This is a genomic window from Capnocytophaga haemolytica (assembly GCF_001553545.1).
In the GTDB taxonomy this organism is placed as follows: Bacteria; Bacteroidota; Bacteroidia; order Flavobacteriales; family Flavobacteriaceae; genus Capnocytophaga; species Capnocytophaga haemolytica.
Genome location: NZ_CP014227.1, coordinates 473,448 through 491,906 on the forward strand (window position 1 = coordinate 473,448; position 18,459 = coordinate 491,906).

At 45.4% G+C, this 18,459-nt stretch carries 10 protein-coding genes; 5 read left to right on the forward strand and 5 right to left on the reverse strand.

Annotated elements, in window-relative coordinates; translation table 11 throughout:
- Window positions 1-404: 404 nt before the first annotated feature.
- From AXF12_RS02205 to AXF12_RS02225, 5 genes are all read left to right on the forward strand, one after another.
- Window positions 405-3,440, forward strand: coding sequence for a SusC/RagA family TonB-linked outer membrane protein (locus AXF12_RS02205; protein WP_066428016.1), 3,036 nt, complete (start codon window positions 405-407; stop codon window positions 3,438-3,440).
- A gap of 19 nt (window positions 3,441-3,459) precedes the next feature.
- Window positions 3,460-4,947 carry a RagB/SusD family nutrient uptake outer membrane protein gene (locus tag AXF12_RS02210; protein ID WP_066428017.1) on the forward strand — a complete coding sequence of 496 codons (1,488 nt, stop codon included), beginning with the start codon at window positions 3,460-3,462 and terminating at the stop codon, window positions 4,945-4,947.
- 22 nt (window positions 4,948-4,969) lie between these two features.
- Window positions 4,970-6,403, forward strand: coding sequence for a SusE domain-containing protein (locus AXF12_RS02215; protein WP_066428018.1), 1,434 nt, complete (start codon window positions 4,970-4,972; stop codon window positions 6,401-6,403).
- Between the two features lie 73 nt (window positions 6,404-6,476).
- On the forward strand, window positions 6,477-8,216 hold the full coding sequence (locus AXF12_RS02220; RefSeq protein ID WP_066428019.1) for an endo-dextranase: 1,740 nt from the start codon (window positions 6,477-6,479) through the stop codon (window positions 8,214-8,216).
- A gap of 184 nt (window positions 8,217-8,400) precedes the next feature.
- Entirely contained in the window at window positions 8,401-10,557 is a 2,157-nt protein-coding gene (locus tag AXF12_RS02225; protein WP_066428020.1) for a glycoside hydrolase family 97 protein, read from the forward strand.
- Between the two features lie 81 nt (window positions 10,558-10,638).
- Here the strand turns inward: AXF12_RS02225 and AXF12_RS02230 are convergent, their stop codons facing one another.
- From AXF12_RS02230 to AXF12_RS12455, 5 genes are all read right to left on the reverse strand, one after another.
- A complete protein-coding gene (locus AXF12_RS02230) occupies window positions 10,639-11,850 on the reverse strand; it encodes a Bcr/CflA family multidrug efflux MFS transporter (protein ID WP_066431683.1) in 1,212 nt (403 codons plus the stop codon).
- A 532-nt stretch (window positions 11,851-12,382) separates the two neighbouring features.
- The gene (locus AXF12_RS02235; RefSeq protein WP_082752957.1) at window positions 12,383-14,881 is read right to left on the reverse strand and encodes a zinc-dependent metalloprotease; all 2,499 of its coding nucleotides are present in this window, start codon (window positions 14,879-14,881) and stop codon (window positions 12,383-12,385) included.
- Between the two features lie 156 nt (window positions 14,882-15,037).
- Window positions 15,038-16,834 carry a DUF4302 domain-containing protein gene (locus AXF12_RS02240; RefSeq protein ID WP_066428021.1) on the reverse strand — a complete coding sequence of 599 codons (1,797 nt, stop codon included), beginning with the start codon at window positions 16,832-16,834 and terminating at the stop codon, window positions 15,038-15,040.
- A gap of 76 nt (window positions 16,835-16,910) precedes the next feature.
- Window positions 16,911-17,867 carry a substrate import-associated zinc metallohydrolase lipoprotein gene (locus AXF12_RS02245; protein ID WP_231909871.1) on the reverse strand — a complete coding sequence of 319 codons (957 nt, stop codon included), beginning with the start codon at window positions 17,865-17,867 and terminating at the stop codon, window positions 16,911-16,913.
- Window positions 17,868-17,870: 3 nt separating this feature from the next.
- Complete coding sequence (locus AXF12_RS12455) at window positions 17,871-18,431, reverse strand: hypothetical protein (protein ID WP_231909870.1); 561 nt, start codon at window positions 18,429-18,431, stop codon at window positions 17,871-17,873.
- Window positions 18,432-18,459: the final 28 nt, after the last annotated feature.

Sequence of the window (18,459 nt, forward strand, 5' to 3'; positions counted from 1 at the left end):
TCATAAGTAGATTTTTGTTATACTTATGCAGTATCTCTCTCTTTTCGTATTTCTTTCGTGAGGGATTCGTATTTCTTATGTAAGATATGTCTTAGATATTTTTTCTTATAGGAAACGATACGTTATTTTATTATATTTATGACTTTAAAACAGATCGTTTTAGTTTCATTTCAACCAACTACAGATATGTAAACGAAATAAAACGACTTGCATTTAATTTATATTTTTTAGGATGTTATTTTTGTTATGAATTTGAATAACAAATAATTATAAATTATATAATTTATATTTATATTGTGTGATGTTAAAGGAATGTAAAGGTATGGTAATTTTGTCGGCAGAAAAAGCAACTCAGTGGAGCGGCTTTTCATCAGTTTACCATTTTTATTTTAAGTCATAGTATTATGAAAGGAAAACGAAAATTATTATTAAAAGGAGTAGCGAGGGTGGTCTTGCTACTTGTCTTAGCCTTATCCAGCAATCTCCTTTCTGCGCAGAACCTAAGGAAAATCACAGGTACTGTTACAGATGAGAAGAAGCAACCCGTAATGGGCGCATCGGTGGTGGTGAAAGGCTCTACCAAAGGTACCAGCACTGACTTCGATGGGAAGTTTAGTTTGGATGTGCCACAGAATGCTGTGCTTACGGTCTCCTTTATTGGGTATCATACCCAGCAGGTGAATGTGGGTAATCAGAGCCACATAGCGATTGTGCTCAAGGAAGAGTCGCAGCAGCTTGATGAGGTGGTGGTAGTAGGGTATGGGGTCGTACGTAAGAAAGACCTTACAGGTGCTGTAGCAACAGTAGGCACCAAAGCCCTCAAGGAAAAACCGCTGGCAAGTGCAGGGGAAGCCTTGCAAGGACGTGCTGCTGGGGTGCAAGTTACCTCTGCAGGGAAGCCAGGCGACAACGTATCGTTCCGCATTCGTGGGATTAGCACTATCAATAACAGCGAGCCATTACTTGTTATTGATGGGGTACCTACCGACTTAGGTATCAATGCACTCAATGCTAATGACATCGAAAGTGTAGATGTACTTAAGGATGCCTCAGCTACCGCTATTTATGGATCACGTGGGGCGAATGGGGTAGTGCTTATCACCACTAAAAAGGGAGCTAAGGGTGAGGGTAAACTCTCCTTCAGTACCAACGTAGGGGTACAAGTAGCCACCTCAGTGCCTAAGCTGCTCAACGCCTCTGAGTTTGCTTCATTGCACAACGAGATGATTGCCAATTATAATAAAGGCAATTATGGCAATACCTTAATGCAACGTGCTGACTTTGCTGACCCTACTGCGCTTACTCAAACTACCAATTGGCTCGACCTTTTGTTGCGTACGGCTTATATGCGCAATTATTCGCTATCGTATTCAGGAGGGAATGAGAAGAGTAATTACTACGTATCAGGTAGTGTTTTTGACCAAGATGGGATTGTAATCAATACCTCTTACAAACGCTACACAGCGCAGTTTAATAGCGAATCGCGCGTGCACCCTTGGGTGAAGTTTGGTAATAACCTTACCCTAAGCCACGACGTGAAGCACTCAGGGCAGTATGAAATACGTTCGGCAATGGCAGCCCAGCCTACACAACCAATCTACAACGATGATGGCTCCTATTCAGGGCCTGATTCTCCAGCCTCTCAGTATGGAGACTTCCGCAACCCGCTGGGGATCGCTAAGCTGATCAATAGTGATACACGAGGATATAACTTCTTAGGGAATATCTTCGCTGAAATCACCCCCGTGAAGCACTTAGTGTTTAAGACCATTGGTGGTATTGATTTCAAGACTTGGCAATATGAGCGTTTCGCACCTAAATATGCTTGGAAGCCTATTCCACAACCGCTTTCAGAGCGCAGTGAAAACTCCAATAAGAGTATTACTTATCTCTGGGATAACACTCTTACTTATACCAATACCTTTGCTAAGAAACACTTTGTAAATGCAATGGTAGGTACCAGTGCGCAGAATAATGTCTACAATAATATAGGCGGTAGCGTACAGGACTTCCTCAGTGATAAGAACAACCAGCTGAGCAATGGCTTACAGAATCCTACTATTAGTGGTACAATGAATGATTGGTCTATTTTCTCACTTATCGGTAGGCTCAACTATACGTATGATGATAAGTATCTACTTACAGCTACCATACGCCGTGATGGCTCTTCACGCTTCTCTGAAGAAAATCGTTGGGGTACTTTTCCTTCTTTCTCCTTGGCGTGGAGAATTTCTAAAGAACCTTTCTTCAAGGAAAACAAATGGATTAATGATGCGAAAATTCGTGTGGGCTATGGGCTAACAGGTAATCAAGAAGGTATTGATAATTACGCTTACTTTACCCGTTTGCGCACAGGACAATATGTCTTTAACAATAAAGTAGTGCCTACGCTCTATCCACACGTGATGCCTAACCCTAATGTGAAATGGGAGACCGTAGAGCAATACAACGCTGGGATAGACCTTACCCTCATCGATAAGCGTTTGAATCTTATCTTTGATGCTTATCTAAAAAATACCCGTGATATGCTTGTGCCTATGTCAGTGCCCCTCACCACAGGCTATTCTGATACGGATGTGCCCAGTGTAAATGCAGGACAGGTAGAGAATAAAGGTTTGGAGCTTACACTCGCCTCACAGAACGTAAAAGGGGAGTTTGAATGGAACACGGATTTTAATATCTCTTTCAATAAGAATGAGATCGTAAAAATGAACGATGGCACACCACTCTTCACAGGGCCTGAGTACCGACTTACCAAGCCACAAATCAATGCTGAAGGGCACCCGGTAAATAGCTTCTATGGCTATGTTACCAATGGAATTTTCCAGAACCAAGCAGAGGTAGATAACTATGCGACCCAAGTGCCTGGCGGTACATCGCCTGGCGATATCAAGTTCAAGGATTTAAACAACGATGGGGTTATCAATGCTGATGACCGTACCTACATCGGCAACCCATTCCCTGAGTGGACATTCTCAATGAACAATACCTTTGCGTATAAGAACTTTGATTTGCAGATATTCTTACAAGGGGTCTATGGCAATGATATCCTCAATGCCAACCGTGTATGGCAAGAAGGGATGTCAGTGCCACAGAACCAAACTAAGCGAGTGCTCAACCGTTGGATAGGTGAAGGCACCAGCAATACAGTGCCACGTGCCGTATACTCTGACCCTAACGACAACGTGCGCAATTCCAACCGATTTATAGAAGACGGCTCTTACTTGCGTATCAAGAACGTAACCTTGGGCTATACGCTGCCAAAGGATGTTACGGAACGTATATTCTTTAGCACTGTGCGTCTATATGCTTCGTGCCAGAACCTCTTTACCTTTACTAACTACTCAGGTTTTGATCCCGAAGTAGGAACTTCAGGTGTGGACTTAGGCACCTATCCTGTAACCCGCACAATGAGTTTTGGTCTTAACTTACAGTTTTAACTTGAAAACAAGAACTATAATGAAAAAGATATATTACATAGGAGCCTTTGTACTCCTTACCCTTACAGGCTGCTCTAAGTTCCTTGACAAAGAGCCCTATCAGGATCCCAGCACACAGATCCTCTCCGATGAGGAAAGTGCTGTAGCCTTGGTCAATTCAGCCTATAAGCCCCTCTCACGCCCCAACCTTTACAACCTGCGTATGTGGGCATTGGATATTGTGGCGGGCAATAGTGAAGTAGGGGCTGGCGGTGGTACCGATGGTATTGAGACTATTCAGCTTGCTAACTTTGTCTCTACTGCTGATAATGCTGGTGTGCTGGATATATGGCGCGGACCTAACCCAGGCATTCTCTACTGCAATACTGCTATTGAGCAATTGCCTAAGATGAAAATCAATGAGCAATTGAAGAACCGCTGCCTTGGTGAGGCACGCTTTCTTAGAGCACATTACTACTTTATTTTGGTACAACTCTTTGGTGATTTGCCTATTAAGCTCACCCCTACCAAACAGGGGGATAACCTCTATCCTTCTCGCGACCCTAAAGAACGTGTATACAACGAAGTGATTATCCCAGACCTACAAGCAGCGTATGAACTATTGCCACCACGTGAGCAGTATACCGATGAGAATAAGGGGCGTGTATCTAAAGGTTCTGCTGCAGGTATGCTTGCTAAAGTATACCTTACTTTAGGACAATATGATAAGGCGCTTGATATGTGCCAAAAGGTAGATGCCCTTGGGTATGCTCTTAACCCTAACTATAGTGATAACTTCGCTAAGCAGACTGCTAAGGAAAAGAACACTGTGGAGTCGCTCTTTGAGGTACAGTACTTAGGGTTCTCAAAAGAAGACTTTTGGGGGAATGAGAACCAAGCTTCTTGGATGAGTACCTTTATGGGGCCTCGCAACTCAGGCTGGGTAGGAGGCTCTTATGGTTGGAACCAACCTACACAAGAGTTCGTTGACCAGTATGAAGCAGGCGACAAGCGCAAGGATGCCACCATTCTTTATGAAGGAGGTCCTGACTTCTACGGCAATACCTATAAAGCCAATATGTCCAATACAGGCTATAATGTACGTAAGTTCTTAGTGCCAGTCTCTATTTCTGCGGACTATAATACCAATGCTGCCAACTTCGTAGTGCTCCGCTATGCTGATGTATTGCTAATGGAAGCTGAAGCTCTCAATGAGTTAGGGCGTACCTCTGAAGCAGTAGAACCCCTCTATAAAGTGCGTGCACGCGCAGGGCTTACCGATAAGTCTGCACTCCAAAGCCTTAGTACAGAAGAGATGCGTGAGAAGATACGCCACGAACGCCGTATGGAGCTCGCCTTTGAGGGGCACCGTTGGTTCGACCTTATCCGCTGGGACAACGGCGACTACGCGCTTAACTTCTTCCACGCTATCGGAAAGGTAAACGCAGCGCGCAAACACCTGCTATTCCCTATCCCTCAAAAGGATAGAGATGCAAACCATAACTTAGCACAAAACCCAGGGTATTAACCCTTATTAAATAACCAAAGAAATGAAAATATACCATTTATTCACACTCCTCCTTTCGGCACTATGCCTTACGCAGTGCCAACTAAAGGACGATATGGAGCTCAATAAAGGCAGTAAAACTTTTGAGATAACACTGCCCAGCAGCAACATAGAGCTCAATGCCGCCAATCCTGATGGCGAAGCCCTTAAAATCACTTGGACAGCCGCTTCTAATAACGGCACCAATGCAGGTATTTCCTATACTTTCCAGATGGATAAGCAAGGAAATAACTTCGCTGGAGGTATTAAAGACAGCTTAGGACGTGGCGTTTACGAGAAGATCTTCAAGAACGAAGAACTCAACAACCTCCTTACAGGTACATTTAGTGCTACCGCTGGCAGTGAGGTCGATTTAGAAGTGCGTGTAGTTGCCAAAGTACTTGGCTTGAAGTACGTAGAGCAAATCTCACTTGTGAAGCACATCAAGGTTATCACCCATACACCTATCAGCTCTAAGCTATACCTCATTGGTGATGCCACTCCCAATGGTTGGGCTAATGACAAAGCTACTGAGATGAAAGCCATCTCAGGAAAGGCAAAGAACTTCACTTGGACAGGTGCCCTAAAGAAAGGGGAATTCAAGTTTATCACTACCCTCAATCAGTGGAAACCCGCTTACTGCAAAGGCGATACCGATACTTCGCTGCGCTATGTAGAGGGAGATGATAGCTACGATGAGAAGTTTAAAATTACTGAGTCTGGGCGTTATACTGTCAATGTAGACCTCATCGCTAAGACTATTAAAATCGTTAAAGGGGCAGGTCCTGAATACACTGAGTTGTTCTTTGTAGGAGAAGAAAATAGTTGGGGCTTTACCTCAATGACTGTTGATCCTATTGACCCATTCACATTCCATTACAATGCGGTGTTTACCAAAGGAGGTGAGTTCAAGATAGGTACTGTTAAAGGAAACTATGATGCCGACTTCTTCCGCCCTAAGAAAAACGGACAAGGGGTAGGTACCAACTTAGATGTTGTGAAATCAGCAGGCGACCCTGACGATAAATGGAATATAAAGCCAGGAGCTTACAAGATTACCCTTGATATTAAGAGTATGAAGATCAGCATAGAGGCTTTCACCCCTACCAAGGTATACCTCATTGGTAATGCAACACCTGCAGGATGGAGCCCCGCAGATGCTGTGGAGATGAGTGCTACTACCGATCCTTATACCACTACTTGGGAAGGCACCCTAAAAACAGGTGAACTTAAGTTCCTGACTGACCCTTCCAAAGAATGGGACAGCGACTTCTTCCTTGCTTCTGAAGAAAACAAAACTCCTACAGGCTCAGAAGAGTTAATGCACTTCAGCAAGAAGGGTTCTAACCCTGACAATAAGTGGAAGATCAGCGAAGAGGGCACTTATAAGATTACCCTCAACCAACTCACACAAAAGATAATTATCAAAAAGCAATAAAGTTTTAAATGTTAAATCCAAGCACCCGACTCCCCCTCTAAGGGGGTAGGGAGGTGCTAAACCACACAAGCAAATGAAAAGTTTATATACATTATTACTCGGCATTTCGCTCAGCACTATCGCTTGCGAAAAGCCCTACGACACCGAGCGTAACCCTATCGTCTATGGCGATACCTACCTCAAAATAGATATCAACACCGATAAAGCAGTCTACGAACCTAATGCTACAGTGCATTTCACACTAGGCAAAATGCCTCAAGGAGCCTATAAAGTACGTTACTCCTACCTTGGCGAAACTATCAAAGAAGAGCCTCTGACTGGCACCTCGTGGACGTGGAAAGTGCCTTCTGATAACTACCGTGGTTACCTCGTGGAAGTCTACAAAAATGAGGAAGGAAGAGAAGATACTTACGGTAGTATTGCCGTAGATGTCTCCACCGACTGGACAGCCTTCCCTCGCTATGGCTTCCTTTCCTCTTATGATGAAATGAGTGAGGCAGAAATCAACAGCAATATAGACTTCCTAAGCCGCTGCCATATCAATGGTCTGCAATTCTACGACTGGATGTATCAACACCACCGTCCGCTCGCAAGTACTCCTGTCTGGGACGACCTCTTCAAACGTAAAACATACCTCAAAACAGTGAAGGGCTACATTACTGCTGCTCATAACAAAGGTATCAAAGCGATGTTCTATAACTTGGCTTTCGGCGTACTCGGTGAGAATGCCGCAGCCGATGGTGTCCAAGATAACTGGTATCTCTATAAAGATAAAGACCACAAGGAACGCGATAAACACGCCCTCGACAAAAACTATGCCACAGGCGATATCTACCTTGTAAACCCTGCCAATACCGCTTGGCAGAGCTATATAGCAGGTCGCAACAACGACGTCTATGCTGCCCTTGATTTCGATGGCTACCATATCGACCAACTCGGTGGGCGCGGCAATGTCTATGATTATGATGGGAAAGCAGTAGACCTTCCTCAGACATACGCTCCTTTCATCAACGCAATGAAGTCCGCAAGATCTGACAAACGCCTCGTGATGAATGCCGTAGGTCAATACGGACAAAAGGAAATCACTACTACCAAAGTAGATTTTCTCTATACCGAAGTATGGGATGCCCACAAAACTTACGAACAGTTAGTATCTGTGATTAAAGAAAATGACCAGCTCTCCAACAATAATAAACGCACTGTGCTTGCTGCCTATATGAATTATGATAGAGCTAAGAGTATAGGATATGTCAATGAACCTGGTATTCTTCTTGCTGATGCCGTGATTTTCTCTAATGGAGGTGCCCACTTAGAGCTCGGTGAACACTACCTCACAAGAGAGTATTTCCCTGATAAAAACTTAGTGCTGTGTGGCACACTTAAAAAGCACCTTATCACTTACTACGACTTTCTTGTAGGCTATCAAAACCTCCTGCGAGGTGGAGCAACCCTTACCTCTAAGAATATTACAGCCGTAGAAGGAGCTACCCTCGCAGCAGGCCTAAACGCAGCAGGCAAGGTAAATTACACCGTTCGCGAGTTAGGTGATAAAGAGATATGGCACTTAGTGAACTTCACAGGTGTAAGCAATATGGAGTGGCGCGACACCAATGCCACTCAAGTGGCTCCTGATGAGCTTAAAACTATAAAACTTACAGCAAGCACTACCAAACCTGTAAAAAAAGTCTGGTTCGCGAGTCCTGATATCTATGGTGGCGCACCTCGTAAGATTGAGTTCACCCAAGAAAACAATCAAATCACCCTTACACTCCCATACCTCAAATATTGGGATATGGTCGTAATCGAGTACTAAGCCATACGAATCTCATACGAATCCACAACGGACACAGTACGGACACACATAAGACCTTAGTAAGAAGATAAGACTAAGAATAACGGAATATATATGGATATAGTATGGAGGTTCCTCCTTTAAAGGGGGGAACCCTATATTGTAAAAATATGCTCTCTTGTCTTATGTCCCTAATTTATATCAAATGAAGAAAATACTTACATTGTTAATTGCCTGCACCGCAGGCGCACTCAGCGCGCAAACGCTGCAATCACCCGATAAAAACCTTATCCTCACCTTTAGCGTGCAAGAGGGTGGCAAGCCTACCTATGCCCTTAGTTATAAGGGGCAAGAGGTGATTGCCCCCAGCCACTTGGGCTTGGAGCTATATAGTTCCAATGAAGTGCAGTTTGGTGAAGAATTGAAGAAGAATACGGACGTAAACACCTCTCTCTACGATGGCTTTACAGTTGAGAAAGTCACCACAGCCACCGCCGACGAGACGTGGGCACCCGTATGGGGCGAGAGCAAAACCATCCGCAATCATTACAATGAACTGGTGGTAACCCTACGCCAAAAGAGCACCGACCGCGCGATGAACATCCGCTTTCGCCTCTTTAACGACGGACTCGGCTTCCGCTATGAGTTCCCTGAGCAGAAAAACTTAGTGTACTTCGTTGTGAAGGACGAACTTACCCAGTTTGCAATGACGGGCGACCACTACGCTTGGTGGATACCTGGCGATTACGACACGCAGGAGTATGACTACAACCATACCCGCCTCTCTGAGATACGCGCCGTAAACGCACAAGGGCGACAGGCAAACCTCTCGCAGAAGGGCTTCTCCGATACAGGCGTGCAAACCTCATTGATGCTCAAGACCGACAAAGGGCTTTACATCAACCTCCACGAGGCAGCACTCGTAAACTATGGGGCAATGCACCTCAACCTTGATGATAAGCGTCTCATCTTCCAATCGTGGATTACCCCCGATGCCAACGGTGCAAAGGGCTATCTGCAAGCCCCCACACAAACCCCTTGGCGCACCGTCATCGTCAGTGATGATGCCCGCGACATCCTCGCCTCTAACATCACCCTCAACCTCAATGAGCCTTGCGCCCTTGCCGACACTTCGTGGATACACCCTATGAAGTACGTAGGTGTGTGGTGGGAGATGATCACAGGGATGAAAGAATGGTCATACACCTACGACCTGCCCAGCGTGCACATCGGCATCACCGACTACACCAAGCTCAAGCCCCACGGCAAGCACGGTGCTACCACTGAGAACGTGAAGAAGTACATCGATTTCGCTGCTAAGAACGGCTTTGACGGCGTATTAGTGGAAGGCTGGAACATCGGTTGGGAAGACTGGTTTGGACACGCTAAAGACCACGTATTCGACTTCCAAACCCCTTATCCCGACTTTGACATCGACGAGGTGCACCGCTATGCTAAGTCCAAAGGCGTCAAGATGATAATGCACCACGAGACTTCCTCCTCCATACGCAACTACGAGCGTTATATGGACGAGGCTTACCGCCTGATGAATAAGTACGAATACCCAGCCGTGAAGAGTGGCTACGTAGGCAATATCGTACCGCGCGGCGAGAACCATTACAGCCAATGGATCAACAACCACTACCTCTATGCCATCAAGAAAGCTGCTGACTATCACATTATGATTAATGCACACGAGGCAGTGCGCCCAACGGGGCTTTGCCGCACCTATCCCAACCTTATTGGCAATGAGTCGGCACGGGGCACCGAATACCAAGCCTTTGGTGGGAGCAAACCTAACCACACTACGGTGCTTCCGTTCACACGTTTGATAGGAGGACCGATGGACTTCACCCCTGGCATATTCGAGATGGACATCAGTAAGAACAATCCCAACAACCATTCGCACTGCAATGCTACCATCGCCAATCAGCTGTCGCTCTACGTAACGATGAGCAGTCCCCTACAAATGGCAGCCGACCTCCCTGAGAACTACGAGCGTTTCCCTGATGCTTTCCAGTTTATCAAAGACGTTGCCCTCGATTGGGATGAGAGTCATTACTTGGAAGCCGAGCCAGGTGCGTATGTTACCGTTGCCCGTAAAGCTAAGGGCTCTGACGATTGGTTCATAGGTAACACCACAGGGATTAAAGGCTTCACCTCAAAGATTGCACTCAGCTTTTTAAAGCCTAACACGCGTTATGAGGCCACCATCTATGCGGATGCCAAGGGTGCCGATTACAAGACTAACCCTCAAGCCTACATTATCAAGAAGCAAAAAGTAACCAATAAAACCAAACTTTCTATCCCCGCAGTAGAGGGTGGAGGCTATGCAATTCGCTTGGTTCCCGTGAAGAAATAAGTAAAGCAATGTTTAATTTGGCAACACACCTATGGGGATCTCTACCAAGAGATCCCCATAATATTTATAAAAGCACCGCAGCTATGCCTCCAAAGCAGGCTTCTTGCGGAGCTGTGTCTGCACTAATAATAGGTAAGATATCACCCCAACAGCGATACAAGTAAATATGGTATAGGTCATTGGGCGCTCACTCTCAATAGGGAAGAGGGCGAGGATTGCCCCCACCACTGAGCCAATGCCGAAGCGGAGCATACCTGTGAGCGAGTTGGCGGTGCCTGCCACTTCGGGATAGAGTTCCAAGATGGCAGCGTTAGCGTTGCTTGACACCACCGAAACCAAGCCGACGAACATCGCAATACCTAAGGCAGTAACCCACAATCCCAAGTGAAAGTAGCCACTGATGAGCAGCAGGATTCCTGCCAAGAGCTGTATGCTAAGCCCTATCCGCAGCGATCGCTCGGTGCCGATCCTCGTTACGAATTTGCCGTTGAGTGAGGTGGCTGTCATCATTACGATGACGTTCAGCACGAAAAAGTACCCGAAGTTCTTAGGCGCCACACCAAAGATTTTGGTGTAAACCAGCGATCCTGAGCTTAAAAAGCAGAACATCCCCGCATACGAAAGTGAGTTGCAAAAGATGTAACCTAGCACAAGTTTGTTGCTGAGGATGCTGCGATAAGTACGCAAAATATGCGGTAGGTTGAGCTTTTGCCTGTGCGCTACTGGGAGGGTTTCAGGGATGTGCCTCATCACTAGCACGGCAGCCAAGATGCCAAATGCCGAGAGGATGTAGAAGATCCCACGCCAGTGCCACCACTCTGCGATGTATCCGCCGACGATGGGGGCAATGAGCGGCGCGATCATCGTTACAATCATTATCATCGACATCTTGCGTGCAAACTCATTTTTGGTAAAGAGATCTCGCAGGAGGGCACCCCCCACTACCGATGGAGAGGCGCCAAACAAACCCTGAAAGAACCGCAGGATATGGAAATGCTCAATGCGGGTTACTTGCGTAATTAGCAGTGAGATGAGCGCAGATATCACTACCCCTATGATAATCACACGTTTGCGTCCGTAGCTATCAGACAAGGGTCCCCAGATGAGCTGCCCAAAGGCGAACCCGAGTGTGAAGAGCGCCAAGGTGCTTTGTACCCTCTCTTCCGATACATTCAGCTCTTGGGCGATGGTGGGGAACGAGGATAAATACATATCAATAGCAAAGGGAGTGAGCATTGATAGCATTCCTAAGATGATGATAAACAGTGCGTTTGCTTTGGGTTCTGACGTCATTTTTGTGTAATTATCGCCTGTGATGGCTTTGTTTTTAATTAAAAGAGGCTGCAAAGGTACGAACATTTCTGCAAATACAACACATAAAATTCATTTTTTCTACTTTACACCTATATATATTATAGGTGTAATTTCTATATATAATAGGTGTCATTTTAGGGCAAATCACCCTAAGTTTTAGGAGTAAAATCACGAGGTTTCTTTCGTTTTCACGTGTGAGTGGTTTCGCAGCGAAAGCAGGGTGTTTTTCAGGTCACACGTGCCCTAAAAGCAGGGAAAACGTGCTTTTTTCGGTAGTATAACGTACTGATACTCAAAGCAAAGCAGAGGTCAAAAAAAACCACGTGTGGTTTCGGTCAAAACCACACGTGGTTTTGGTGAAAAGCACACGTGGTTTTGATCAAAATCACACGTGGTTTTCAGTCAAACCACACGTGGTTTTTATCCGAGGCACAGCAGGGATGAAAAAAGACCCCTCGAGGTTTCGTTTATCGAGGGGTGATGTTTCGATAAGTTACGCGTTTTCGAAAGACTATTTCTTCGGGTCTTTTATCTCTTTTATCTCTTTGAGAAGGGTTTGATAGTGCAGATGGTTGAGGCTTCCCAACGGCTCTTTTTGCATCAACTTCCCAATGGTTTCTTCTATATATAATAGGTGTTGCAGTGCATAGAGCGGTACATCTTGGTGCTGCACCAGTTTGTCTTTCCTGCCATCCTTGGGTGCTGTGGGGTTGATGCTCTTCCCCAATTCCTCGACGTATAAGCCTTGCAGGTCGCGGCGGTAGGCTGCTTTCTGCGGATCGCTGCCCAGAGGTTTCCACACGGCAGCGGCGAGATCTTTTAAGTATTGCTCTACGGGGTAGGCGTTCTTCGTGAGAAGTGCGTCGTTTGCGAGTCGAGAAAGGGTGCGATCCCTGAGTGTCATCTCGATGGCACTGGTTTGGAAATCGTTAATCTCTCTGTGCGGATCGGTGCCTGTCTTGCTTATAATCACCTCAGGATAAAGCCATAACGGTGGCTCGAATAGCTCTCTGTCGAGGTAATCGATGGCTTCTTTCAGTTTTTCTTTCGGCACGGCTTGGTATACTTCTGGCGAGTTGATCACCCCTGAGTAGCGACCACCGAAGTGCTTTAAAACGTGGTTTAGGTAGCGACGATACTGCCCTACGGCTGATTTGTGGCTATCTTTGAGGTATTCGTACTTGTCATTTGGCTGCTTTGTCCACTCGGGGAGGTTCGCCACCACGTATCGGAGATTCTTCAGCCCGTAGGTGTTTGCCTTCATCACATCGTTGCTGAGGTCTTCGGTCTGGCTACGAGGATCGTCGTTAGTGCCTTCCCCTCCGAACCACAGACGTGTATCTTTCTTCAATCGGTCGCTAATCTGCTCAGCGAGTGCCTCTTGCTCTTGCTGCGCATCACGGTACTTATTGCCATACCAGCGGTATCCCCACTCGATAGCCCACTTGTCATACACGCCGATGCGTGGGTAGATTCCTTTCGGCGAGACGTGATCCTCGGGCTGAGCTACGTAGTTGAATCGGGCGTAATCCATAATGGAAACGGTGTGACCGTTGGCTTCCACCCAAGCTTTGTCGCGGAGCTTTTCAACGGGAGTAGCGTAGCTGGCGCCCATATTGTGGCGTAGTCCGAGGGCGTGCCCCACTTCGTGTGAGGATACGAAACGCACGAGTTCACCCATAAGTGCCTCGTCGAATTGCATCTTTCGTGCGCGCTTATCGATGGCTCCCGCCTGTACCATATACCATTGTTGGACGAGCTTCATCACGTTGTGATACCAGCCTACGTGGCTTTCGATGATTTCCCCGCTGCGAGGGTCGCTGATGCGTGGCCCGTAAGCATTCGAGGTTTCGGAGGCGAGGTAGCGTATGACGGAGTAACGCGCGTCCTCCATACTCATAGAAGGGTCGTTAGGCCACGGCTTGGCAGTGATGGCATCTTTGAAGCCCGCTTGCTCGAAAGCAGCGTTCCAGTCGTTTACTCCTTGTATGAGGTACGGCTGCCATTGCTTGGGGGTTGCGGGGTCGATGTAGAAAACTATTTGTTTCTTCGGGCGAACCAAAGCACCGCTGAGGTATTTCTTCACGTCCTCTTTGCGCGGCTCTAAGCGGAAACGCTGGATGAACGCCTGTGTTTCGGTGCGTTGTTGGGCGTCGGAGAAGTGGATATAACTCTTGGTAAAGTAGCCTACGCGCGGATCGAAGATGCGTTTCTGCATTGGCACTTTGGGCAAAACAACGATGGAAACGTTCAGCTCCACGCTTACGGCGCCTGCCAGGGTAGCGGCAAAAGTACCGCCCGAAGAGGTGGGATAGGTTTTAGTGGTAAGCACCTCTACGTTGATAGGATAGGTGTGGATGTCGTCCAGCGCGCTACGGTCGTCGGCAGCGGCGGTGAGCTTTTTATCCGACTTAAAGTTGGAAGTGAAGCTGGTGATGCTATTGTCCTTCTTAAAGAAGTCGGTGATATCGATCAGCTGTGCTTTGGTTTGGGGGTTTCGCCCGATAACGTTGAAGGCAGCAACCACGGGGTTTGCCTTCGAGTTTTGCACGGCAGCGAAGATATTGCTGGTAGAGTCGGCTTCTTGCTTGTTGATGAATGCACGCAAGTAAAGCGTCTTATCGGTCTTTTGCTCGAAATAGATGGTCTGCTCGTTGACGCTTTCCCCAGCGTACTTACCCAAGCCTTGAGGTGCCGACTTGAGACGTGTGATGCAAAGGAAGTAGCGCCCTATGAGCGAGTCAGGTATCTCAAAATACCAACGCTCGTCGGCTTTGCGCACAGTGAAGAGCCCCTTTCGCTCGAGGGTAGCTTTCTTAATGAGCTTAGCATAGTCTTCGGCGCGCTTTTGTTCAGGCGTCTTTTCGACGGGCTTTGCTTTGAGGGTATCCTTAGCAATGGTATCTTTTGTGGCAGTCTTCTGCGCTAAAGCACTCATTGTAAAGCACAAAAAGGTAAAAAGCAGCGCATATTTCCGCAGATTGGTAATGTGATAAAGTTTGTTTTTCATTGATATATGTAGCTATGATATGTGAGGTTTGCTGTAAAATTTCGGCAAAAGTACAAAAAAATAAAGACAGCTGTACATTCTTCTTTGCAATAAAGTTGTAAGAATGTACAGCTGCCTTTTGTCAGTTCATAGTGATATTTTCAGTGGCGAGAGGTTTTATTTTGTAACGATGAACCATACCTCGCTGTCTTTCACACTGGTGTATTTGAGTGTTCCGTCGCCATTATCGAGGGTCTCGTAAGGGGCATTTTCAACGAACATATCCACCAAAGGAGCTAATTCCTTGTTAGAACTCCAATTGTAGTTGTTGTAGTTGTAGTTATCGACAAAGTTAAGTTGTTTCTCACTGCACTGAGTAGTGATGAAATCCAAGATGCACACCACATTGAAAGACCCCGTGAGATTGGCTACACCCCCCGCTGTTTGATGTATAGTAAAGGTGAAGCCTGTTCTATTTCTATTCTTATTGCCAATCCTAACACTGTTTTTTCCGAGTACAACCTTAGTGTCCAATGTTCTTGTTACTTCGGTGTTGTTGGTTGTTTTCTTATAGGTTTTTACATCGGTAAAGGCTTTAAGCATTCTCGTGCTGACCTTGCCATCGACGAATTCTATGGTACCTTTTTGGCTGGTAAAGTCGTAAACCAATGGGTAAGTCCACTGATATACATAGCTTCTAAAGCGCACACTTGGGTCCTTAACACTTCTGAGCTCATATTGATAAGCGCTATCAACATCTATTACTTCATACGGTGAATTCTGTGTGATATACTCAATCACAGGGTCTAACAAGTCGTAGTAATTCCACTGCATACCCTTTTCTACCATCACGATGTTCACCTGATTAGGCTTTCCTCCTACAGGTAAGAAGTCAAGGATATAATTGGCCTCTGAGCTTGCGTTTTCATACCAAGCTGTAAAATTAATGCCTTGTCTATCGCGCCATTCACTTGAGAGAAAATCCTTATCTTGGAGATAACCTAACTTAAACTCAGGTGAGACAGTGAAGCTTCCTTTGTTTTCTAAAGCCTTAAGACTACTGTAAAAAAGATTGCGCAACTTCTCGTTTGAGCTACATTTATAGTCCATTGGGGAGAAAGTCAGCACTTTCCTATAGTTTGAAAAATCATAAGGAAGGGTGTATACCAATCCTGTTTTAATGCTACCATCAGGAGTGCTTAGCTCTGTGTAATCATCAGAGACGTTGAACTCCTCAAAAGTTTTCCCTGCAATGGTGATAGGTTCGTAGAGCTTGAAACCTTTTTCAGTGTATATGAAGGCTTTTTTTACGCTTGTATCTCCATCGCGCATTAGCAGTTGGTGATTGCTCGGATGTATTTCAATTTGCACTTCTTTTCCTCCAATAGTAACAGGATTCACCCCTACCGTTTTGAATTTCTTCACCCGCTGTTGTATAGCTGTCAGATACGCATCCGTATCTCCTTCGAATCGGCTCAGTGTCATTATGTTGTTGGAGTGCGTTCCTTTTAGTGTGAAAACACCATCTTTATAGGAAAGTATTTCCATCTGATTATCTCCTCCCTTTCCTTCAGGGAATATATAAGAGGGCTCCACAAAATGTTGTAACACTTTATTGTAGGTATCAAAGGAAAGTATCGCCTGTTGGTTACTGGTGATTGAATAGAGCGATTTGTCTTCTGTAATCTTGTTGGCCTCTAATTGTAGCTCAGAAACAGCTGTAACCCTGAGCGTATCAAACTTTACGATGACGTTATAGCCTCCGTATTGCTGATTTTTACCTGCATACAGCGTCAGTAGCCATCCATTCGCAGCAGAGCGCAACTCTCTCCCATAAGCACTGAGTGTTGGGCTGGTACGCTCTATATAGCTGCTATCTTTTCCATACAAAGGATCTTCCTCTCGCTTACAGCCAGCAAGTAGCAATAGTCCCGTATTTATATATAATATTGTTCTTAGTATCTTACTTTTCATATTTTGAAAAATCTTTAGTTTGTAATAAATCGTGACGACGATCGATCTCTCTGCGAAGTGCATCAAGGTCTATCTTCTATTCATTTTTCAGATATTTGCGCACGATGTCCAGTTTCTTTAAGAGTACATCCTTCCCTGTAAGGTTACTCCCTGTAGGAGAACCTTTAGCAGCAGTAGCCAACTCTTCTTCCCAGATATAGCCTTTAGCCTCTATCTCTGTCTTCCATTTTGAGTATACAGTGTCATCTAAGCCATCTCCATCAGTGTCCTTAGTGGCATCGGTAGTCTCACATCCACATTGGTCTTTTTGATAATAAATGATATAACGAGCTAAAAGCTCAACGAAATCTTCGTGAAAATTATCACTTGAATAAGCACTGATAAAGCCTGATTTCAAATAATCATTCCCTCGCCATACTTTATTCCACAGACCTCCTTTATAGTCTGATACCAAGTACTTCTGGTATTCTGGGTCGAAGAGTTTCGTTTGCTCTAAGATATGTGATGACTCGTGATAGAGCAATCTAAGGATGGATTCATCAATGTCTTCTTTGATCACCTGTGGATTAGTAGAGTTTGGGTCTACATAGTTTAGCCCGAGCATCTCTATCTTCACTCCACCCGTAGAGAGCCCTCGCAGAGCTGTTCCTGCTCCGGGCTTATAAGCATTGGAGCCGACTAACACAAGCATCTTAGGTGTGTAGTTCTGCATAAAATTCTTAGGAGCGTTGAGAGAATAAGGCTCATAATACATATAGTGTATTAAATTGGCTATTTCGAGAGCCTTTTTCTCACTCATTGGGGTTACGTATTGGAGCTTATTACGACTAAAAGCACTCTCATCATAGCGATATACTATTTTTACGTTGTATGGGGTGGTAAACTTATTAAATAGATACCTATCCAACTCCGACTCTGCTTGTTGATCTTTAGGAGGTTCGAGCTCTATGATTTTTTTACCTTCGTTAAGCTTTTCTTTCTGGCAACTTACAAGAGAGAGAAGCGCAATAAATATTAATCCTATCTTTTTCATATCTTATCTTGGGTTATCTTTCATACCTGCCGCAACCACATCTGCTGGGATGGGGAAGGTACGTCTATTATCATCTTTGGTAAGTACGGCTACGATCTTTGAAGAGCCGTCTAAGTGCAACTCGTGGCGATAGATCTCTATACCATAGCGGCGAATGTCATACCATCGCAACCCTTCATTGAGCGTCAAAAGACGGCGACATTGCAGCAGACAGTGCAATAAGCACTCTTGTGTTTCATCTGCAATAGTAAAAGAAGGTGACAGTCGTTTCTTTTGATTTGCACGGCTTACAAGCGTGTTAGTGTCATAGCTCGAGTAAGGCAAACGTTTGTAAGTATTAACAACTCTTGCTTCATCTAATTGATCTCCTTGTTCTAAATAGTTGCCAAGGAATAGGTTCATATCCTTCAATCCTTCGGTGTTCTTACCTTGTAAGATTTTTGCCCCAGCACGAACTAAGAGCGTTTCTTCTGTATTGAAAAGCACTAATTGTGTTTTATTTGGATAGACAGGGTATTTGGTATAAACATAGCGGTCTTTTTCTGCATCTGCCTTGTAAAACACTTTGTCCTTGTATTCGTTTACCCAAGGG